General features: G+C 63.8%; 16 protein-coding genes and 2 tRNA genes. 16 read left to right on the forward strand and 2 right to left on the reverse strand.

Annotated features, from left to right (window positions below; translation table 11 throughout):
• The first annotated feature begins 94 nt into the window (after window positions 1-94).
• From DFO48_RS09215 to DFO48_RS09235, 5 genes are all read left to right on the forward strand, one after another.
• Window positions 95-1912, forward strand: a complete 1818-nt coding sequence (locus DFO48_RS09215; RefSeq protein ID WP_114863202.1) for a M61 family metallopeptidase — start codon at window positions 95-97, stop codon at window positions 1910-1912.
• A gap of 96 nt (window positions 1913-2008) precedes the next feature.
• On the forward strand, window positions 2009-2788 hold the full coding sequence (locus DFO48_RS09220) for an enoyl-CoA hydratase (protein ID WP_057093504.1): 780 nt from the start codon (window positions 2009-2011) through the stop codon (window positions 2786-2788).
• A gap of 73 nt (window positions 2789-2861) precedes the next feature.
• Window positions 2862-2938: transfer RNA gene (locus tag DFO48_RS09225), tRNA-Met, on the forward strand.
• Window positions 2939-3067: 129 nt separating this feature from the next.
• A tRNA-Met gene (locus DFO48_RS09230) sits at window positions 3068-3144 on the forward strand.
• Window positions 3145-3518: 374 nt separating this feature from the next.
• Entirely contained in the window at window positions 3519-4688 is a 1170-nt protein-coding gene (locus tag DFO48_RS09235; protein WP_003075277.1) for an MFS transporter, read from the forward strand.
• A 156-nt stretch (window positions 4689-4844) separates the two neighbouring features.
• Here the strand turns inward: DFO48_RS09235 and DFO48_RS09240 are convergent, their stop codons facing one another.
• The gene (locus DFO48_RS09240; protein WP_114863203.1) at window positions 4845-5750 is read right to left on the reverse strand and encodes a LysR family transcriptional regulator; all 906 of its coding nucleotides are present in this window, start codon (window positions 5748-5750) and stop codon (window positions 4845-4847) included.
• 111 nt (window positions 5751-5861) lie between these two features.
• Here DFO48_RS09240 and mdlC point away from each other — a divergent pair, with 111 nt between their 5' ends.
• The 4 genes from mdlC to DFO48_RS09260 all read left to right on the forward strand — a co-directional run bounded on the left by mdlC (window position 5862) and on the right by DFO48_RS09260 (window position 10570).
• Entirely contained in the window at window positions 5862-7478 is a 1617-nt protein-coding gene (gene mdlC / locus DFO48_RS09245; protein ID WP_114863204.1) for a benzoylformate decarboxylase, read from the forward strand.
• Between the two features lie 28 nt (window positions 7479-7506).
• The gene (locus DFO48_RS09250; protein WP_114863205.1) at window positions 7507-8448 is read left to right on the forward strand and encodes a ketopantoate reductase family protein; all 942 of its coding nucleotides are present in this window, start codon (window positions 7507-7509) and stop codon (window positions 8446-8448) included.
• A gap of 103 nt (window positions 8449-8551) precedes the next feature.
• The gene (locus tag DFO48_RS09255) at window positions 8552-9523 is read left to right on the forward strand and encodes a tripartite tricarboxylate transporter substrate binding protein (RefSeq protein WP_003075269.1); all 972 of its coding nucleotides are present in this window, start codon (window positions 8552-8554) and stop codon (window positions 9521-9523) included.
• A gap of 30 nt (window positions 9524-9553) precedes the next feature.
• Window positions 9554-10570 carry a tripartite tricarboxylate transporter substrate binding protein gene (locus tag DFO48_RS09260; RefSeq protein WP_003075267.1) on the forward strand — a complete coding sequence of 339 codons (1017 nt, stop codon included), beginning with the start codon at window positions 9554-9556 and terminating at the stop codon, window positions 10568-10570.
• 163 nt (window positions 10571-10733) lie between these two features.
• Here DFO48_RS09260 and DFO48_RS09265 read toward each other — a convergent pair whose 3' ends face one another.
• Window positions 10734-11606, reverse strand: a complete 873-nt coding sequence (locus DFO48_RS09265; RefSeq protein WP_199406974.1) for a TOBE domain-containing protein — start codon at window positions 11604-11606, stop codon at window positions 10734-10736.
• Window positions 11607-11703: 97 nt separating this feature from the next.
• Here DFO48_RS09265 and modA point away from each other — a divergent pair, with 97 nt between their 5' ends.
• From modA to fdhE, 7 genes are all read left to right on the forward strand, one after another.
• Window positions 11704-12498 carry a molybdate ABC transporter substrate-binding protein gene (modA, locus tag DFO48_RS09270; protein WP_003075262.1) on the forward strand — a complete coding sequence of 265 codons (795 nt, stop codon included), beginning with the start codon at window positions 11704-11706 and terminating at the stop codon, window positions 12496-12498.
• A gap of 182 nt (window positions 12499-12680) precedes the next feature.
• The gene (gene modB, locus DFO48_RS09275) at window positions 12681-13361 is read left to right on the forward strand and encodes a molybdate ABC transporter permease subunit (RefSeq protein ID WP_003075261.1); all 681 of its coding nucleotides are present in this window, start codon (window positions 12681-12683) and stop codon (window positions 13359-13361) included.
• On the forward strand, window positions 13358-14443 hold the full coding sequence (gene modC / locus DFO48_RS09280; protein ID WP_114863206.1) for a molybdenum ABC transporter ATP-binding protein: 1086 nt from the start codon (window positions 13358-13360) through the stop codon (window positions 14441-14443). The genes modB and modC overlap by 4 nt, the downstream gene beginning before the upstream one ends.
• 383 nt (window positions 14444-14826) lie before the next feature.
• On the forward strand, window positions 14827-17877 hold the full coding sequence (gene fdnG / locus DFO48_RS09285; protein WP_114863500.1) for a formate dehydrogenase-N subunit alpha: 3051 nt from the start codon (window positions 14827-14829) through the stop codon (window positions 17875-17877).
• 11 nt (window positions 17878-17888) lie between these two features.
• On the forward strand, window positions 17889-18794 hold the full coding sequence (gene fdxH, locus DFO48_RS09290; RefSeq protein WP_114863207.1) for a formate dehydrogenase subunit beta: 906 nt from the start codon (window positions 17889-17891) through the stop codon (window positions 18792-18794).
• Window positions 18791-19453, forward strand: a complete 663-nt coding sequence (locus DFO48_RS09295) for a formate dehydrogenase subunit gamma (protein WP_003075254.1) — start codon at window positions 18791-18793, stop codon at window positions 19451-19453. Before fdxH ends, DFO48_RS09295 begins: the two co-directional genes overlap by 4 nt.
• Complete coding sequence (gene fdhE, locus DFO48_RS09300; RefSeq protein ID WP_114863208.1) at window positions 19450-20400, forward strand: formate dehydrogenase accessory protein FdhE; 951 nt, start codon at window positions 19450-19452, stop codon at window positions 20398-20400. The genes DFO48_RS09295 and fdhE overlap by 4 nt, the downstream gene beginning before the upstream one ends.
• The last annotated feature ends 1 nt before the right edge of the window (window position 20401 follow it).

Below are 20401 nucleotides of genomic sequence, written 5' to 3' on the forward strand. Positions count from 1 at the left end.
TCTCTGTCTCATTGCCGGAGCAGCGCGCACCTGATGCAGTTTCAGGCGCGCTGCGCTAGGTTCGCATGCTCCGGCCCGCATTTCTGGAGCTGCCATGACCTCTGTTCTCAACACATCCGGCATTCGCCCCGACATCCGCTTCGCCGTGCAGGCCAGCGCGGTGGACGCCCATCTTTTCGATGTGGAGTTGCATATCGCCCAGCCTGCGGCACAGCAGTTGCTGTCGCTGCCGGTGTGGATTCCGGGCAGCTATCTGGTGCGCGAGTTTTCCAAGAATCTGCAGGCCTTGAAGGCCACGCAGAACGGCCAGCCCGTGGCCGTGCAACAGCTCAGCAAGAATCAATGGGAAATCGCCTGTAACGCTGATGCAGATTGCGTTATCAGCTATCAGGTTTGCGCCTATGACACCTCGGTGCGCACGGCCTGGCTGGATCGCCGGCGTGGCTTCTTCAACGGCACCAGCCTGTGTCTGCGCGTGCATGGCCAGGAGGACCGCCCCCATGCGCTGGAGCTGCTCGGCAGCCCCGCCACCGAGGGCTGGCAGGTCGCCACTGGCCTCACGCCCGCGCAAGTCGATGCCAACGGCTTCGGCCTCTACACGGCTGCCCATTACGACGAGCTGGTGGACTGCCCCGTGGAGATGGGCCGCTTCTGGCGCGGCAGCTTTGAGGTCGGCGGCGTGCCCCACGAGTTCGTGGTGGCCGGCGCAGCGCCCAGCTTTGATGGCGAGCGCCTGCTCGTCGATACGAAAAAGATCTGCGAGACCGAGATCGCCTTCTGGCACGCCGACGGCAGCCAGCCGCCCATGGATCGCTATGTCTTCATGCTCAATGTGGTGGATGACAACTATGGCGGCCTTGAGCACCGCAACAGCACGGCGCTGATCTGCGGCCGCCGCGATCTACCGCGCAAGGGCGAAGCCAAGGCTGGCGAAGGCTATAACACCTTGCTGGGCCTGATCAGCCACGAGTACTTCCACACCTGGAACGTCAAGCGCCTGCGCCCGGCCGAACTGGCCCGCTATGACTACGAGCAGGAGAACTACACCGAGCTGCTGTGGTTCTTCGAAGGCTTTACCAGCTACTACGACGATCTGTTCCTGCGCCGTGCCGGACTGCTGGACAACAGCCAGTACCTCAAGCTCGTCACGCGCACCATCAACCAGGTGCTGCAGACGCCGGGCCGCCTGGTGCAGTCCGTGGCCGAGGCCAGCTTCGATGCCTGGGTCAAGTACTACCGCCAGGACGAGAACACCGCCAATCACACGGTCAGCTACTACACCAAGGGCTCGCTGGTCGCTCTGTGCCTGGATCTGGCCCTGCGCGCCAACGGTCCGGGCAGCCTGGACGATGTGATGCGCGGCCTGTGGCACAAGAGCGCAGGCGGCCCCATCAGCGAAGCCGATGTGCTGACCGTGGTCAGCGAAGTGGGCAACCTCGACATTGCCGGACAGCTGCAGACCTGGGTGCACTCCACCGGCGAGCTGCCGCTGCGCGAGCTGCTGGCCACGCATGGAATCAAGAGCAAGGCCGAGCCCGCACAGCTGGCGCAGAAACTGGGCCTGCGTGTCCAGGAAAACCATAGCGTGCAGATCAAGACCGTGCTGCGCGGCGGCGCTGCCGAGCAGGCCGGCATGATGGCTGGAGACGAGTGGCTGGCCGTCGAGGCCGATGGTCAGCGCTGGCGCATCAGCAAACTGGACGATGTGCAGCTGTACGCGGCCGGCTCCAATCAGCTCACTGCCTGGGTAGCACGCGACCAGCAGATCCTGCAGCTGACGCTGAACACGGGCAGCCTGCTCGCCAAAGCCGCCAGCGAGGATGCAGATAGCGCCAGCCCCATCAGCAATCTGGGGCTGGAAATCAGCGACAAGGCCGCCGCAGAGCGCTGGCTGACGGGCATTGCGGCCTGAGCCCGGCCCCAAAGTGGCGCTGCAGCGCGACAGCCGGCAGCCAGACTCAGCGGTTATTCTTGGCAGCAGCCATTCATTCTTTAGCAGGAGACAAACTTGGCCTACGAAACCATCGAAGTCCGCGTGGAAGCGGAAAAAGTCGGCGTCATCACGCTGAACCGTCCCAAGCAGCTCAATGCCCTGAACGACCAGCTCATGGACGAACTGGGCGATGCGCTCAGGAAGTTCGATGCCGACAAAAGCATTGGCTGCATGATCATCACCGGCAGCGAACGCGCCTTTGCCGCCGGTGCCGACATCGGTGCCATGGCCAAGTACAGTTTTGCCGACGCCTATGGCGGCGACTACATCACGCGCAACTGGGAGACCATTCGCAGCATCCGCAAGCCCGTGATTGCCGCCGTCAGCGGCTTTGCCCTGGGCGGCGGCTGCGAGCTGGCGATGATGTGCGACTTCATCATCGCTGCCGATAACGCCAAGTTCGGCCAGCCCGAGATCAAGCTGGGCGTGATTCCCGGTGCCGGCGGCACGCAGCGCCTGCCGCGCGCAGTGGGCAAATCCAAGGCCATGGACATGGCTCTGACCGCCCGCATGATGGATGCCAGCGAGGCCGAGCGCGCCGGTCTGGTCAGCCGCGTTGTGCCTTTTGACAAGCTCATGGAAGAGACGCTGGGCGCCGCCATCATCATCAGCGGCTTCTCCCAGCTGGCCGTGATGGCTGCCAAGGAGTCCGTGAACCGTGCGTTCGAGAGCGGCCTGTCCGATGGCGTGATGTTCGAGCGCCGCCTGTTCCATGCCCTGTTTGCCACCCAGGACCAGAAGGAAGGCATGGACGCCTTTGTGAACAAGCGCCCCGCCAACTTCACCCACCAGTAAGCACCAGATTTTTCGCAAGAAATTTCAGCAAACCGATTGAAGAAGCGATTTTTTGCATATAATCGCTGTCTTCGGTCGTATAGCTCAGTTGGTTAGAGCGCAGCATTCATAATGCTGATGTCGCAGGTTCGAGTCCCGCTACGACCACCAGACAGGAAACCGCAGTGTTTGCAAAAGCACTGCGGTTTTTTCTTTGCAGCAACGCTCGCTGCAGTCTGCGCACAAAAATTCCCAACTTGGCTGCCAAGGCCATTTCTTCCTATACAATTGCGGGCTGTCGGTCGTATAGCTCAGTTGGTTAGAGCGCAGCATTCATAATGCTGATGTCGCAGGTTCGAGTCCCGCTACGACCACCACATCCAGGCCCCAGTTGCTCACGCAACTGGGGCTTTTCGCTTTTTACAGAGGCGACATTGCGCCGCACTGCCCTTTCTGCCCCGCAGAAATCAACGCAGTCCGCGCCGCCATGCTCCTGCCGCTCAAACCTCCCCTTCAAGGACTTTTTCGTGCCCGTTGCACCTCAAGGATGCTGCACGCACGCTGCGTGCCCGCGCGCTGGTCTTGCGCCCAGCGAGGGCCTGCTTTTTTCTGCAAAAGCAGGCTCACAGGCCCGAAAAGTCCGTCTTCGCTCAAGGACTCTCCCGTGACCACACAAACCACAGGCGCCGTGGCAGGCATAGCCGCGCCCGCCGCTCCAACAGAAGTCAACGGATACAGCTGGAAAGCACTCATGGGCTCGGCCGTCGGCTACGCCATGGACGGCTTTGACCTGCTGATTCTTGGCTTCATGCTCTCGGCCATCTCCAAGGACCTGAACCTCACGCCCGGCCAGGCCGGCTCTCTCGTGACCTGGACCTTGATCGGTGCCGTCTTCGGCGGCATCGTGTTCGGCATGCTCAGCGACAGATACGGCCGCATCCGCGTGCTGACCTGGACGATCGTGCTGTTTGCCGTCTTTACCGGCCTGTGTGCCTTTGCACAAGGCTATTGGGACTTGCTGATCTACCGCACCATTGCAGGCATCGGCCTGGGGGGAGAGTTCGGCATCGGCATGGCACTGGCCGCCGAGGCCTGGCCCGCACGCCATCGCGCACGCGTCTCGTCCTATGTGGCCCTGGGCTGGCAACTGGGCGTGCTGGGCGCAGCCATGCTGACCCCGCTGCTGCTGCCCTCCATCGGCTGGCGCGGCATGTTTCTGGTCGGCGTGATTCCCGCAGTCGTGGCCTGGGTCATCCGCAACAAGCTGCATGAGCCCGAAGTGTTCGTGAACCGTAGCAAGAAGGAGCAGCCATCGGCCATGCAATGCCTGAAGCTGCTGATGAAGGACAAGGCCACGCGCAAGATCAGCCTGGGCGTGATCGTGCTGACCTCGGTGCAGAACTTCGGCTACTACGGCATCATGATCTGGATGCCCAGCTTTCTGTCCAAGCAGATGGGCTTCAGCCTGACCAAGTCGTCGGTGTGGACAGCCGTCACCATCGTCGGCATGTCGCTGGGTATCTGGGTCTTCGGCCAGCTGGCCGACCGCATCGGCCGCAAGCCCACTTTCCTGATCTTCCAGGTCGGCTCCGTGATCTCGGTGCTGGCCTATTCCCAGCTCACCGATGCCACGGCCATGCTGTGGGTGGGAGCCATCATGGGCCTGTGTGTCAACGGCATGATGGGCGGCTATGGCGCCGTCATCAGCGAAGCCTATCCCACCGAAGCCCGCGCCACGGCACAGAACGTGCTGTTCAACATCGGCCGCGCCGTCGGCGGCCTGGGCCCGGTCGTCATCGGTGCGCTGGCCATGGCCTACTCCTTCCAGGTGGCCATTGCCCTGCTGGCCGCCATCTATGTGCTGGACATGCTGGCCACGATCTTCCTGATTCCCGAACTCAAGGGCAAGGAACTTCATTAAAGATAGCTGCCACTGCAGACCCATCAAGCGCCAGAGCCTGAAAGCTTGGCGCTTTTTTATTGCTGCGGGGCCATCCCAGGGCAACAAGCCCCCACGCGGGCGCCCGGCGCGGGAGCAGCGGCCACACGAGGCGGGCATGTGTGGAGGCTGGACACCTTATCTGCGCTGCCCGAACACTTCGCTGACCAATTCCCGTAGCCACCGGTTCGCAGGCTCCTGCGCAAAGCGCCAGCTCCAGTGCAAAGAGACATCGAATGCACTCTCTGGCAGATCGGCCTGCAGCACCACATATCCGCCCTGTGCTTCAAAGGTCTGGGCAATCTCGGCGGGCATGATGACGGCCAGATCCGTCTGATGCACGATGGAAGGCACTGCCATGAAGTGGGCCGCCGACAGCCTCACCTGATCCTGCAACTCAAGCTTGCGCAGAATGCGCAGCGTCTCGGAATGCGAGCGCACGGCCACATAGTCCAGCCCGCGCAAATGTTCAACGCTCAGCCTCTCGGTCTTCAAACCCTTGAGCACCGGATGCCCCTGACGCAGCAACAGGGCGTAGTGGTCGGACAGCAGCACCTTCTGCTGCGTGCCCGTCACACCAGGCAGGAAGCCGATGGCGATATCCAGCGAGCCGCGATCCAGGGCATCGGCAATCTCGCCCATGGGCATGGGCAGGGTTTCCAGCTGCACATGGGGCGCCCGGCCTCTCAAGGCCTGCATCAGGGGTGGCAAGAAGCGCGCTTCGCCGATGTCGCTGAGGTGAATGCGAAAGCACTGATTCGCCTGCAAGGGATCAAAACTGTGCGCCTCTGCCAAGGCCACCTCCAGCGTTGCCAGTGCAGTTCTTACCGCCTGGGCCAGCCGCTCGGCACGCGGCGTGGGGCGCACGCCCCCATGCATGCGTTCGAACAGCGGATCGCCCAGCAAATGGCGCAGCCGCGTCACCGCCTGACTGGCTGCGGGCTGGGAAAGACCCAGCTCCTGCGAAGCGCGGCTGACGCTGCCGTGGCGGAACACCGCATCGAAAACACGCAACAGATTGAGATCCAGACCTGATATATCCATTAAACGAATATCTCTTAGATGATTTATTCAATTGCTGGAAATTATCTCCAAAGGCAGGATTGATGCCAACAGTGCCAAGGCCCAGTGCCAGCCCGATCCAAGGAGAATTTTTTGCCTGCCAACACCACCCCCAATGCCCAGGCCGCCGAGGTCTTCACCGTACGCCACGCCGTCATCAACATGCTGCGCGAGCTGGGCATGACGCGCATCTTCGGCAACCCGGGCTCCACCGAGCTGCCCCTGTTTCGCGACTATCCCGAGGACTTCTCGTACATCCTCGGCCTGCAGGAGACCGTGGTCGTGGGCATGGCTGACGGCTATGCCCAGGCCACGCGCAATGCCAGCTTCGTGAACCTGCACTCGGCCGCCGGCGTGGGCCACGCCATGGCCAATATCTTCACGGCCTTCAAGAACCGCACGCCCATGGTCATCACGGCCGGCCAGCAGACCCGCTCGCTGCTGCAGTTCGACCCCTTCCTGCACTCCAACCAGGCCACCGAGCTGCCCAAGCCCTATGTGAAGTGGAGCTGCGAGCCCGCACGCGCCGAGGACGTGCCCCAGGCCCTGGCGCGCGCCTACTACATCGCCATGCAGGAGCCGCGCGGCCCGGTCTTCGTCTCCATTCCCGCCGATGACTGGGATGTGCCCTGCGAGCCCATCACGCTGCGCAAAGTCGGCTTCGAAACCCGACCCGACCCACGCCTGCTGGACAGCATAGGCCAGGCGCTGGAGGGCGCGCGCGCACCGGCCTTCGTGGTCGGAGCGGCCGTGGACCGCAGCCAGGCCTTCGAGGCCGTCCAGGCCCTGGCCGAACGCCACCAGGCGCGCGTCTATGTAGCCCCCATGAGCGGGCGCTGCGGCTTCCCCGAGGACCATGCGCTGTTCGGCGGCTTCCTGCCGGCCATGCGCGAGCGCATCGTGGACAGGCTCTCGGGCCATGACGTGGTCTTCGTCATCGGCGCACCAGCCTTCACCTACCACGTCGAAGGCCACGGCCCCTTCATCGCCGAAGGCACGCAGCTTTTCCAGCTCATCGAGGACCCCGCCATCGCCGCCTGGGCACCCGTGGGCGACGCAGCCGTGGGCAATATCCGCATGGGCGTGCAGGAGTTGCTGGCCCGCCCCCTGACACATCCACGCCCTGCGCTCCAGCCCCGGCCCGCCATACCGGCGCCGGCGGCACCCGAGCCGGGCCGGCTGATGACCGATGCCTTCCTCATGCACACACTGGCCCAGGTGCGATCGCGCGACAGCATCATCGTCGAGGAGGCGCCTGGCTCGCGCTCCATCATCCAGGCCCATCTGCCCATCTACGCTGCCGAGACCTTCTTCACCATGTGCAGCGGCGGGCTGGGTCACAGCCTGCCTGCTTCCGTAGGCATCGCGCTGGCCAGGCCCGACAAGAAGGTCATAGGCGTCATCGGCGACGGCTCGGCCATGTACGCCATCCAGGCACTGTGGAGTGCAGCCCATCTGAAGCTGCCGGTCACCTACATCATTGTCAAGAACCGCCGCTATGCCGCCCTGCAGGATTTCTCCAGGGTGTTCGGCTACCGTGAGGGCGAGAAGGTCGAGGGAACGGACCTGCCCGACATCGACTTCGTGGCCCTGGCCAAGGGCCAGGGCTGCGACGGCGTACGCGTCACCGACGCCGCCCAGCTGTCCCAGGTTCTGCGGGACGCCCTGCGCAGCCCGCGCGCCACGCTGGTCGAGGTCGAGGTCGCCTGACCCGGCCCCGTGCCCTCGGAGACAAGACATGCACAACACACAAGAGCCGCAAGCGGCCACCGTCGGCATCCTGGGAGCGGGGGCCATGGGCACCCTGTTCGGTACCCGGCTGGCCCGGGCCGGCATCCCCGTCACGCTGGTGGACGTCAACGCGCAGCTGCTCCAGGCCATACGCGAGCACGGCGTGCACTGCGAGACCGACCAGGGTCCGCTGCACGCCAGCGTTCAGGCCCTGCAGGCCCATGAGCTGACGCTGCCGCCCGCGCGCTGGCTGATCTTCACAAAGGCCGCCCACACCCAGGCCGCACTGCAAAGCATTGCCCACCTGATAGGGCCCGGGACCCGGCTGCTCAGCCTGCAAAACGGTATAGGACATATCGAGACCCTGCACGAATTTGCCGATGCCCGGCAGATCGCCGTGGGTGTGACGACATGGCCGGCCCGGTTGCTGGCCCCCGGAAAAGTGAGTTCGCTGGGCAGCGGTAAGATCCGCTTCATGCCGCGCACTGGACAGGTGGATGCCGGCTTCCAGGACTTCTGCGACGACCTCAACCGCGCCGGACTGCATAGCGAGATCGATCCCGAGGTCGAGACCGCCATCTGGGAAAAGCTGGCCTTCAATGCTGCCTTCAACGGTCTGTGCGGCATCACGCGCCAGACCGTGGACGCACTGGCCAGCCCCCTGGGCCGCAGCCTGATCCGCGAAGTCCTGGACGAGGTCGTTACCGTGGCTGCGGCCAACGGCATCGCTGTGGACGCCCTCCGCATCCAGGCCACGGTAGAGGATGCCCTGAATCACCATGTGGGACACCAGCCATCGCTGCTGCAGGACCTGCTGGCGAGGCGCCCCACCGAGACCGATTCCATCCACGGTGCGGTGGTGCGCGCTGGCGAGCGGCATGGCATCGACACGCCCATGACACGTACCCTGCACCGGCTCATCAGCATGACGCAGCAGCGCACGCCCTAGGACCAGGACTCGGCAAAGACGCATCGAAGGCTCGGGAAAGACTGCAAAACAAAGAGAAAGACAGCAGGGACCGGGCCCGCGGATTCAACAACAAGGAGACAACATGCGCAGAACCTTTCTCAAAGCCGGCGCTGCTTGCGGTGTACAGCTCATGCTGGGTACGGCCCACGCCCAGCAGACGTCCGGCAGGCCCATGGAATGGGTGGTCGGCTTTGCCGCAGGCGGCGGCTCGGATGCTGTGGCTCGGGGCGTAGCCGAAGCCTGGGCCAAGCCCATCCATCGCAACATCGTGGTGCTCAACAAGCCGGGCGCCGGCACCAACATCGCCGCAGAATATGCGGCGCGCTCGCGCGACTATGGCAACCTGGTCTTCACCGCTGACTTCGCCACCCTGGCCGCCAACCCGCATCTGTTCCCCAAGCTGGCCTACAACGCCGAGCAGGACTTCGTCCCCATCAGCCTGCTGGCGCGCTTTCCGCTGCTGCTGGTCGTCAACAACGAATTGCCGGTGCGCAGCTTCCAGGAATTTGCGGCCTGGGCCAAGGCCAACCCCGGCAAGCTCAGCTATGGATCTCCCGGGCTGGGCACTCCGCACCACCTGGCCACCGAACTGCTGGCCCAGAAGATGGGCGTGAAGATGACCCACGCCCCCTATCGCGGCGCCGGCCCGGCCATGCTGGATGTGATCGGAGGCCAGATTCCCTTCATGCTGGTGGACAGCGCCGCAGGCCTGCCCCACATCAACGCCGGCAAGGTCCGCGCCATCGGCGTGGCCAGCGCGCAGCGGCTCAAGAGCCTGCCCCAGACGCCCACGCTCATCGAGCAGGGCGTGGCCGGCTTCGAGGCATTCGCCTGGCAGGGCCTGGTCGCCCCCAGGGGCACGGATGACGCCACCATACAGATGTGGTCCAGGACGCTGCAGGAAACCCTGAAGACGCCGGCCGTGCAGGCCCGCTTCGAGGCCCTGGCCCTGGAACCCCTGCCCAGCACCCCAGAGCAGATGCGCGAGTTCTGGCTCTCCGAGAAGAAGCGCTGGGGAGAGGTCATCAAGACCGCAGGCATCAAGCTGGACTGATCGATATCAATGACAAGCAGGAAAACACATATGGAGACTCCCATCACTCAACGCCCCTCTTCGCACAGGCCGCTGCGCGCCCTGATCGCCAAAGGCTGGGCCAGCCTGGGCATGGCGCTTTGCCTGGTGCCGGCCGCCCAGGCGCAGACATGGCCGGATCGCCCCATCCGCCTGATCGTGAACTTCGCCCCTGGCGGCGCCGCCGATGTGATGGGGCGCGCGATCTCGCCCTCCATGAGCCAGGTGCTGGGCCAGTCCGTGGTGGTGGACAACAAGCCCGGAGCCAACGGCAATATCGGTATCAGCGAAACCGTGCGCTCTGCCAAGGACGGCTATACGCTGCTGCTGAGCAGCGGCGGCGGCATCAGCATCAATCCGCTGATCTACAGCAAGCTGCCGTTTAATCCTGAAAAGGACTTGATCCCCGTGGCGGCCGTAGCACGCGTGCATGTGTTTCTGGAAACCAACCCCAGCCTTCCCGTGAGCAATGTGCAGGACTTCATCAAGCACCTGCAGGCCAATCCTGGCAAGCTGTCCTACGGCTCTCCAGGCCCGGGCAGCTCGCCTCATCTGGCCGGTGAAATGTTCAAGCGCGCGGCCAAGGTCGATGCCAGCCATATTCCCTACAAGGGTGCCGGTCCGGCCCTGACCGATGTGCTCAGCGGTCAGTTGCAATACTGGTTCGATCCGGGCCCGGGACTCAAGCAGGTCGAGGCCGGCAAGCTCAAGCTGCTGGCCATAGGCAGCCCGCACCGCTCGCCCCTGTACCCCAAGGTACCCACGCTGGCTGAAAGCGGCCTGCCGGGCTTCGATGCCGACACATTGTTCGGCATCTACGCGCCAGCCGGCACACCCGCACCCGTGGTGGATGCCGTGCGCGCCAGCGTGATCAAGGCACTGGAGCAAAAGAGCGTGGTCGATGTGATTCAGGGCCTGGGTGCCACGCCCGAGCCGCGCATGAGCCGCCAGGACTTCGTGGAACACCATGCCAAGGAACGGGCCCGCTTTGCACCGCTGATCAAGGAAATCGGCTTGAAAGTGGACTAAGAAATTTCAGATCAACGTGGGAGTCCGGTTGCCCGAAAACTCCCTTTTGACCGCCCATCTGAAAGGATCGGCGGTCTTTTTTTGGCTTGCGCCAACAAGAATGTCCAGCAGGCATGCCTACCGACAAAACACCAAGTCAGATCCGAGTTTGCGCAGGTCGTGCTCAGTGGGACGCCACCGCCACCACTACCGCAGACTCGGCCACCTCCAGCCAGACATTGTCATTGGCCACCAGAGCGCTCATGGCCGGCGCAAAGCCCACGATCTGCGCACCCCAGCTCAAACGGCAGATGGCTTCGTCGCAAGCCAGGCTCTCTTCCGTCACCGTGGCTGCGCCGTAGGTCGCGCGCTGCACCACGGCCGGCCAGATATTGATGGGCTGTGTGGACCCCGCAGGCCGCTCCTGTCCCAGCCAGACCTTGACGGCCGTGGCCTTGCACAACGCCAGCACCTGCACACCGGGTGCCAGACCCAGCAGCTCATAGCTTTCGGGCGTGATGCGCGCAGCAATCGTCCAGTCCGAGCCTGCATCGCTTGCGGCACGCAGCCAGACCCGAATCTGCCCGCCTATGGACTCGACCTTGAGCACGCTGCAAGGCCACTGATTGCGCATGCTGGTCATCAGGCCCAGATTGGGCTGACCGCCGCCTGGCGTGCCGGCCTGCATGCGCTGCAGCAACTCGGTACGCAAGCGCATCATGGCCTCGGCCGCGTGCAGCAACTCCTCGCCCGCCGGCGTGATCTGTGCACCGCCGCCCCCGGTGCCGCCCACGCTGCGCTCGACCAGCGGCACGCCAGCCAGATTGGTCAGGGTATCGATGGCCTGCCAGGCCGCCTTGTAGCTCACGCCCACGTCACGTGCGGCCTGAGAGATGGAGCCGCTTTGCGCAATCCCGCGCAGGATGGCAATGCGACGGTCGGCCATGTCATAGCCCAGCGCCTGGGAGACCGAATCGGACGATAGTGCGCCACCCGACACAGCCTCGTCGCCGGCCATATCCAATTGTTCTTGTTCGAAATTTTCTGTGTCTGACATAGACCGCCATCATGCCCTGACAGCCAATTTCCTCGCTCGACCTCAGTTGTTCATTCACGCTACACTCGCTATTCCATTAATGAATAGCGAAATTTCAATGACTCAGATCACTGCCCGCTCCACCGGTTTTTCCTTTCAACTGGCTCGCTCTGCAGCCGTGATCGGCACAGTCGTGCTGGGCCTGTGGTCTGCGCAGGCGCAGGCCGCTGAAGTGGCGGTCGCCGTGGCAGCCAACTTCACCGCTCCCATGAAGAAGATTGCGGCCGAGTTCGAGAAGGATACAGGCCACAAGGCCGAGCTGTCGTTTGGCGCCACCGGCAAGTTCTACGCCCAGATCAACAATGGCGCGCCCTTCGGCATTCTGCTGGCCGCCGATGACACCACGCCCGAAAAACTGGCCAAGGAAGGCAAGGGCGTGACCGATTCGCGCTTTACCTACGCCATCGGCACGCTGGTGCTGTGGAGCCCCAAGGCCGGCTATGTGGACGACAAGGGCGATGTGCTCAAGAGCGGCGACTACAAACATATCGCGATCGCCAACCCCAAGCTGGCCCCTTACGGAACAGCGGCCATGGAAGTGCTGAACAAGCTGGGCCTGAGCGCACAGGTGCAGCCCAAGGTGGTGATGGGCGAGAACATCGCCCAGACCTACCAGTTCGCTGCCACCGGCAATGCGCAGCTGGGTTTTGTGGCGCTGTCCCAGGTCATGGAGAACGGCAAGATCCGCGAGGGTTCGGCCTGGCAGGTGCCCGGCAATATGCATGAACCCATCCGCCAGGATGCCATTGTGCTCAATAGCGCCAAGGACAACGAAGCCGCCGCGGCTTTGATGAAGTACCTGCGCAGCCCCAAGGCGCACGACATCATCCGCTCCTACGGCTATAGCTTCTGACGCCTGGCCGGCAAGTCCCAGAGCTCAAACCAATCCGCTCTACCCTTGGCGCTGCTCGGCTAAGCTGGGCGCTCCAAGGGTCTTTTTTTTACGACTTGCGCAAATTCGGATCGGACATGGTGCTTTGCCGATAGAGATGTCCGTTGTGCATACTTGTTTGCGCAAGTCCTGTTTTTGATTCCATGCAACTGAATGCCGAAGACTACGCAGCCATCTGGCTCACGCTCAAGCTCGCGGGCGTGACCACCGTGCTGCTCATGCTGTTGTGCACACCGCTGGCCTGGTGGCTGGCCCATACCCGTTCGCGCTGGCGTGGCCCGATCGGTGCCGTGGTTGCGCTGCCGCTGGTGCTGCCGCCCACCGTCATCGGCTTTTATCTGCTGGTCACCATGGGCCCCAACGGGCCCATAGGCAAGCTCACGCAGGCCATGGGCCTGGGAAATCTGCCGTTCACCTTTGCCGGTCTGGTGGTGGGCTCGCTGATCTACTCCATGCCATTTACCGTTCAGCCGCTGCAGCGCGCGTTTGAAGCCCTGGGACCGCGCCCCATGGAAGCGGCGGCCAGCCTGGGCGCCAGTCCGCTGGACCGTTTTCTGACCGTTGCACTGCCGCTGGCGCGCCCCGGATTCATCACTGCCGCCGTGCTGACCTTTGCCCACACCGTGGGCGAATTCGGCGTGGTGCTGATGCTGGGCGGCAATATCCCCGGCGTGACACGCGTGGTCTCGGTACAGATTTACGACCATGTGGAAGCCATGGAGTACGGCCACGCCCATATGCTGGCGGCCGGCATGGTGGTGTTCTCCTTCATCGTGCTGCTGGCTTTGAACTGGCTGCAACCCAAAGCGGAGCGCCGCGCATGACAGCCACCAATTTCATCACCGCACAGCTCAGGCTGAGCCGGCCGGACTTTGAACTCGATGTGGATCTGCAGCTTCCCGGCCACGGGGTGACGGCCCTGTTCGGCCCCTCGGGCTGCGGCAAGACCACCTGCCTGCGCAGCCTCGCCGGGCTTGAGCGCGCGCAAGGCCGCGTCACCGTCAACCAGACCGTATGGCAGGACGACGCCAGCCGGCAATGGCTGCCCACGCACCAGCGCGCACTCGGCTATGTGTTCCAGGAGGCCAGCCTGTTTCCTCATCTGTCGGTGCAGCGCAATATCGATTACGGTCTCAAGCGCACGCCGCAGGAACGCCGCAAGGTCTCCAAGGAGCGGGCCGTGGAGCTACTGGGCATCGCCCATCTGATGGATCGCATGCCAGCCACGCTATCGGGCGGCGAACGCCAGCGCGTGGCGATTGCAAGAGCGCTGGCCACCAGTCCCGAAGTACTGCTCATGGACGAGCCTCTGGCAGCGCTCGACGCCCAGCGCAAGGCCGAAGTCCTGCCCTATCTGGAGCAGCTGCAGCGGCATCTGCGGATTCCAGTGATCTATGTCAGCCACTCCATGGACGAGGTCGCGCGCCTGGCCCAGCACATGGTGTTGCTTGGTGCAGGCAAGGTGCTGGCGCAGGGCTCCGTCACCGAGCTGCTATCCAGCCTCGATCTGCCGCTGGCCCATGGCGACGTGGCCTCCAGCGTGGTGCATGCCGCGGTGCATGACCATGACGCGGCCGACCATCTGAGCACGCTGATCTTTGACGGAGGCCGGCTCCAACTCGTCATGGCCCGTCCGCGCGAATTGGGCAGCCAGGTACCGCTGCGCGTGCAGGCGCGCGATGTCAGCCTGAGTCTGCTCAGGCCCGAGGGCAGCAGCATTCTCAACATCCTGCCGGTGCAGGTGCTGGGCCTGCGCGAGGATGGACCGGGGCAGGTCATGGTTTCGCTGCAGGCGGGCGGCACCCGGCTGCTGGCCAGAATCACCCAGCACTCGGCCAAGGCCTTGCAGTTGCAGGCCGGCATGCCGGTGTATGCACAGATCAAGGGAATGGCGCTGCTGGACTAAATATTTGATGCAAATCAAGAGTTTTCCGTTTCATACCCGAGGCCTGCACTAGCCTTTGCTGGACAAACATTCGCTTACTGAATAGATTCGCGATCCTTTGACCTTTATCTAAGAGTCAAACGACAAAAAGCTTGAGGGCTTTTGTCGCGCTTCCTCGCTTTGCGAACCTGGCTGTGCGAGCCGGTTCAATTGCTTGCCATTGGCATCCCTCAACATTCGACGTGGCCCGTGAGGTCCGGCAATGCGTGAGCAATCGTCAAGGTCGAGGCCCCGAGTCCGGGCTGTTCCCCCGGCTCACGGGTGGCTGCATCTGCGCATGCAGCCACCTGCAAACCTAACGCCCTCCATGGTCATGGGAGCGCGGTTGAAGAAAACAACACATGATGAATCACGGCAGAAGACGTTTCTTCAAGCTGTGCGGTGCCGGCATTTCCGGCGCCACTGCTGCATCTCTGGGCTTTGCCCCATCGGTGGCCATGGCCACACTGCCCCGCCAGTACAAGCTGCTGCGCGCCAAGGAAACCCGCAACAACTGCACCTACTGCTCGGTGGGCTGCGGCATGCTGATGTACAGCCTGGGCGACGGCGCCAAGAACGCCAAGTCCAGGATCTTCCACATCGAGGGCGACCCCGACCACCCCGTCAGCCGCGGCTCGCTGTGCCCCAAGGGTGCCGGGGCCCTGGACTACATCCATTCGGACCAGCGCCTGAAATACCCCGAGGTGCGTGAAGCCGGCAGCAACGAGTGGAAGCGCATCAGCTGGGACGAAGCCAACGAACGCATCGCGCGCCTGCTCAAGGACGATCGCGACGCCAACTTCATCGAAAAGAACGACAAGGGCCAGCGCGTCAACCGCTGGCTCAGCACCGGCATGCTGGCCTCGTCGGCCGCCTCCAACGAAACCGGCATCCTGGACTTCCGCTTCGGCCGCGCGCTGGGCATGGTGGGCTTCGACTGCCAGGCCCGCCTGTGCCACGGCCCCACGGTGTCGGCCCTGGCGCCCTCTTTCGGTCGCGGCGCGATGACCAACCACTGGGTGGATATCAAGAACGCCAACGTGATCCTGGTCATGGGCGGCAACCCCGCTGAAGCCCACCCCGTGGGCTTCAAGTGGGCCATCGAAGCCAAGATCCACAACCAGGCTCACCTCATGGTGGTGGACCCACGCTTCAACCGCACGGCCTCGGTGGCCGACTTCTACGCCCCCATCCGTGCGGGCTCGGACGCCGCCTTTCTCATGGGCGTGGTCAACTACCTGCTGCAGCACGACAAGATCCAGCACGAATACGTCAAGGCCTATACCAATGCCAGCCTGATCGTGCGCGAGGACTATGGCTTTGACGAAGGTCTGTTCAGCGGCTACGACGCCGACAGGAAGGCCTACGACAAATCCAGCTGGACCTACGAGCGCAATGCCGAAGGACATGCCCTCACCGACGAGAGCCTGCAGCACCCGCGCTGCGTGCTGAACCTGCTGAAAAAGCATGTGGAGCGCTACACGCCCGAGATGGTGCAGACCATCACCGGCACCCAGGTCGCCGACTTCTTGCATGTATGCGAGCAACTGGCCAGCACCTGCGTGCCGGACCGCACGGCCACCTTCCTCTATGCCCTGGGCTGGACCCACCACACGGCCGGCGCACAAATCATCCGCGGCGCAGCCATGATCCAGCTGCTGCTGGGCAATATCGGCATGGCCGGCGGCGGTGTCAACGCGCTGCGCGGTCACTCCAACATCCAGGGCTATACCGACCTGGGCCTGCTCTCAACCCGCCTGCCTGGCTATCTGAACCTGCCCGAGGACAGGCAGCAGACCATAGAGCAGTACCTGGCGGACGCCACGCCCAAGGCCGACCTGCCCGGCCAGGTCAACTACTGGAAGAACACGCCCAAGTTCTTCGTCAGCCTGATGAAGGATCTGTACGGCGAGCACGCCACGCGCGAGAACAGCTGGGGCTACGACTGGCTGCCCAAGTGGGACCGCAGCTACGACATGCTGGCCTACTTCGACCTGATGTATCGCGGCAAGGTCAACGGCTACATCGCCCAAGGCTTCAACCCCGTGGCCGCCATGCCCGACTCGGGCAAGATCCGCGACGCCCTGTCCAAGCTGAAGTTCCTCGTCATCATCGATCCGCTGCAGACCGAGACCTCCACCTTCTGGAAGAACCACGGAGAATTCAACGACGTGGATCCCGCGAAGATCCAGACCACGGTGTTCCGCCTGCCCTCGTCCTGCTTTGCCGAGGAGAACGGCGCCATCGTCAACTCCGGCCGCTGGCTGCAATGGCACTGGGCCGCGCAGGAGCCGCCGTTCGAGGCGCGCCACGACGGCCGCATCCTGGGCGGCATCTTCATGAAGCTGCGCGAGCTGTACGCCAAGGAAGGCGGCACCTGCCCCGAGCCCTTGATGAATATGCGCTGGGACTACCATGACCCTCACGACCCCCATCCCGAGGAAGTGGCCAAGGAAGCCAACGGCTACGCACTGGCCGACCTGTTCGACGACAACGGCAAGCTGATCGCCAAAAAGGGCGAGCTGCTGTCCGACTTCGGCATGCTGCGCGACGACGGCACGACCTCCAGCTACTGCTGGATCTTTGCCGGCTCATGGACCGAGGCCGGCAACCAGATGGCCCGCCGCGACAACACCGACACAGGCCTGGGCAACACGCCAGGCTGGGCCTGGGCCTGGCCGGCCAATCGCCGTCTTCTCTACAACCGCGCCTCGGCCGACCCGGCCGGCAGGCCCTGGGACCCCAAGCGCCAGATCCTGCATTGGGATGGCAGGAAATGGGGCGGCTCCGACGTTCCCGACTATCCCCTGACCGCTGCACCCAACAGCGGCGTGAGCCCCTTCATCATGCAGCCCGAAGGCCTGGGACGCCTGTTCTCGGCCAAGGGCATGAACGATGGTCCCTTCCCCGAGCACTACGAGCCCACCGAAAGCCCGATTGCAGCCAATCCGCTGCATCCCAAGGTCAGCAAGAGCCCCGTGGCGCGCGTGTTCGCCGACGACGCGGCCCGCATGGGCTCACGCGAGCAGTTCCCCTATGTGGCCACGACCTACTCCATCACCGAGATGTTCCGCCACTGGACCAAGCACTCGCGCCTGAACGCCATCGTGCAGCCCGAGCAGTTCATCGAGCTGTCGGAAAAGCTGGCCGACAGGAAAGGCATCAAGGCCGGCGACATGATCCGGGTCTCCAGCAAGCGCGGCCACATCAAGGGCAAGGCCGTGGTGACCAAGCGCGTGATGACGCTGCAGGTCGATGGCCAGGAGATCGAGCAGATCGGCATCCCCTGCCACTGGGGCTATGAAGGCACGACGCGCAAGGGCTATCTGGCCAATACGCTGAGCCCCGGCATCGGCGATGCCAATGCCCAGACCCCCGAGTTCAAGGCCTTTCTGGTCAACATCGAAAAGGCATAAGGCGAGCACCCATGACCATGCAATCCCAAGATATCGTGCGGCGCTCGGCCACCAACGGGCTCACGCCCGCCGCGCGCGCCCGTGACCACAAGGCAGAGGTCGCCAAACTCATCGACGTCAGCATCTGCATTGGCTGCAAGGCCTGCCAGGTGGCCTGCAGCGAATGGAACGATCTGCGCGACGATGTGGGCGAGAACTTCGGCGTCTACGACAACCCACGCGATCTCTCGCCCGAGAGCTGGACGCTGATGCGCTTTGACGAGTATGTCAACGAGCAGGGCAAGCTGGAGTGGCTGATCCGCAAGGACGGCTGCATGCACTGCGAAGACCCGGGCTGTCTGAAGGCCTGCCCCCAGCCCGGTGCCATCGTGCAGTACGCCAACGGCATTGTTGACTTCCAGTCCGAGCAATGCATTGGCTGCGGCTACTGCGTGGCCGGCTGCCCTTTCAACATCCCGCGCATCAGCAAGAAGGACAACAAGGCCTACAAGTGCACGCTGTGCTCGGACCGCGTGGCTGTGGGCCAGGAGCCGGCCTGCGTCAAGACCTGCCCCACGGGCGCCATCGCGTTCGGCAGCAAGGACGACATGCTGGTCAAGGCCGAAGGCCGCGTGCAGGAGATGAAGACCCGCGGCTTTGACCAGGCCGGCATCTACGACCCGCAAGGCGTGGGCGGCACCCATGTGATGTATGTGCTGCACCATGCCGACCAGCCCGAGCTCTATCACAAGCTGCCCAAGGACCCCAAGATCAGCGCCGTGGTCGAGGGCTGGAAGGGCTGGTTCAAGCCGCTGGCCGCCCTGGGCTTCGTGGCCACGCTGGCCGGTGCTGCGGCCCACTACATGGCCGCCGGCCCCAACGAGATCGACGAAGACGATGCGGGCGATGACCGCGCCAAGAAAGGAGAAACGGCATGAACAAAGACCGCATGATCTTACGCACCCCGCTGCCCGATCGCCTCTGCCACTGGGCCATGGTGGTGTGTTTCTTTCTGGTCGCCATGTCGGGCCTGTCCTGGGTGTTTCCCAGCCTGAACTGGCTCAACAGCGTCTTCGGCACGCCGCAGCTGGCGCGGCTGCTGCACCCCTTCTTCGGCATCGTGGTGTTCGTGGCCCTGGTCTATCTGTTCGTGCGCTTTGTGAAATACAACCTGTTCGTCAGGGAAGACCGCATCTGGGTGGAGAACGTGAAAACGGTGGTGGCAGGAGACCACAGCCAGCGGCTGCGCATCGGCAAGTACAACGCAGGCCAGAAGCTGCTGTTCTGGGGCATCATGAGCCTGATCTGCGTGCTGCTGCTCACCGGCCTGGTGATCTGGCGCGCCTACTTCGCCCATCTGTTCCCGATTCCCGTGCTGCGTGTCGCGCTGGCGCTGCACGCTCTGGCGGGCGTGGGCCTGATCCTGCTGATCCTTGGCCATATCTATCTGGCCTTCTGGGTCAAGGGTTCGATCCGCGGCATGGTCACCGGCTATGTCAGCCATGCCTGGGCCCGCGCCCATCACGACCGCTGGCATGAGGAGATCAGCGCCAAACCTGCGGCAGCAGGCAAAGCCAAGACAGGGAGCACACGATGAGCATCCATCTGGTTCCCGAGTCCGAACGCTCGCCGGGTGTGGGCCATATCGCTCCCGTTCAACTGCCCGCCGCCAGACTGCCCTATGCGGCTCGCGCCAGCCGCCTGCAGCATCTGGCCCAGGGCCATGCCATGGCCGAGTATCTGCTGTGGGCCGCCGAGCTGGCCGGTGCCCAGCAGGCCACGGCCGAGGCCCTGCCCCTGCCCGAGCAGGAAGCAGCCGGCCTGGGTGCGGCCCTGCAACAGCACACGCAAACGCCTTTGCATTCGGCCCAATGGCCTCGCTCGGCCCACTGGCTGGCCCTGCTCGACGAGCTGCTGAACCGAATGACACAGCAGCCTGGCATGCAGACTGCCGCCATCCGCCAGGCATTGGCGCGCTTGCAGCAGGCCGATGCCACGCAGCGCCAGGCCTGGGCCGACGCCCTGCTGACGGCCCTGCGAAGCGAAGCACTGCCCGACGACGCGGTCCTGCCCGAAGCGGGCGTGGCCCAGCTGCTGTGGAGCGCGCTGTCGCTGTACTGGCGCCAGCTGGCCAGCCAGTTGCCCGCCGCCGGCCGGGCCGAGCCAGGCGAGCAGCGCCATCTTTGCCCCGTCTGCGGCCATGTACCCACCGGCAGTCTGGTGCTCGGTGGCGCCCAGGCCGGTGTGCGCTATCTGCAATGCAGCCTGTGCGAATGCCAGTGGCATGTGGTGCGCAGCAAGTGCAGCAACTGCGACAGCACGCATGCACTGGACTACTGGTGCCTGGAAGACGAAAAAGCGCCCATCAAGGCCGAGAGCTGCAACGAGTGCCAGACCTACCTCAAGGCCTTCTACCAGCAGACGGATCACCAGCTGGAACTGGTGGCCGACGACCTGGCCAGTCTGGCCCTGGATGCCGAGATGGAGGAAAAAGAGCTTGCGCGCAGCGGCATCAACCCCTTGATGCTGCCGCTGCTGGCCTAGG

It is taken from the genome of Comamonas sp. AG1104, from assembly GCF_003350425.1.
Classification (GTDB): Bacteria; Pseudomonadota; Gammaproteobacteria; order Burkholderiales; family Burkholderiaceae_C; genus Comamonas; species Comamonas testosteroni.

What these genes read in the sequence shown, in the direction of transcription:
- modB (WP_003075261.1), top strand. Translation starts at nt 12,681, where the DNA reads ATGCAACTGAATGCCGAAGACTACGCAGCCATCTGGCTCACGCTCAAG.
- modA (WP_003075262.1), top strand. Translation starts at nt 11,704, where the DNA reads ATGACTCAGATCACTGCCCGCTCCACCGGTTTTTCCTTTCAACTGGCT.
- modC (WP_114863206.1), top strand. Translation starts at nt 13,358, where the DNA reads ATGACAGCCACCAATTTCATCACCGCACAGCTCAGGCTGAGCCGGCCG.
- DFO48_RS09215 (WP_114863202.1), top strand. Translation starts at nt 95, where the DNA reads ATGACCTCTGTTCTCAACACATCCGGCATTCGCCCCGACATCCGCTTC.
- fdnG (WP_114863500.1), top strand. Translation starts at nt 14,827, where the DNA reads ATGAATCACGGCAGAAGACGTTTCTTCAAGCTGTGCGGTGCCGGCATT.
- DFO48_RS09235 (WP_003075277.1), top strand. Translation starts at nt 3,519, where the DNA reads ATGGGCTCGGCCGTCGGCTACGCCATGGACGGCTTTGACCTGCTGATT.
- DFO48_RS09255 (WP_003075269.1), top strand. Translation starts at nt 8,552, where the DNA reads ATGCGCAGAACCTTTCTCAAAGCCGGCGCTGCTTGCGGTGTACAGCTC.
- DFO48_RS09265 (WP_199406974.1), bottom strand. Translation starts at nt 11,606, where the DNA reads ATGTCAGACACAGAAAATTTCGAACAAGAACAATTGGATATGGCCGGC.
- DFO48_RS09295 (WP_003075254.1), top strand. Translation starts at nt 18,791, where the DNA reads ATGAACAAAGACCGCATGATCTTACGCACCCCGCTGCCCGATCGCCTC.
- DFO48_RS09260 (WP_003075267.1), top strand. Translation starts at nt 9,554, where the DNA reads ATGGAGACTCCCATCACTCAACGCCCCTCTTCGCACAGGCCGCTGCGC.
- DFO48_RS09240 (WP_114863203.1), bottom strand. Translation starts at nt 5,750, where the DNA reads ATGGATATATCAGGTCTGGATCTCAATCTGTTGCGTGTTTTCGATGCG.
- fdhE (WP_114863208.1), top strand. Translation starts at nt 19,450, where the DNA reads ATGAGCATCCATCTGGTTCCCGAGTCCGAACGCTCGCCGGGTGTGGGC.
- DFO48_RS09250 (WP_114863205.1), top strand. Translation starts at nt 7,507, where the DNA reads ATGCACAACACACAAGAGCCGCAAGCGGCCACCGTCGGCATCCTGGGA.
- fdxH (WP_114863207.1), top strand. Translation starts at nt 17,889, where the DNA reads ATGACCATGCAATCCCAAGATATCGTGCGGCGCTCGGCCACCAACGGG.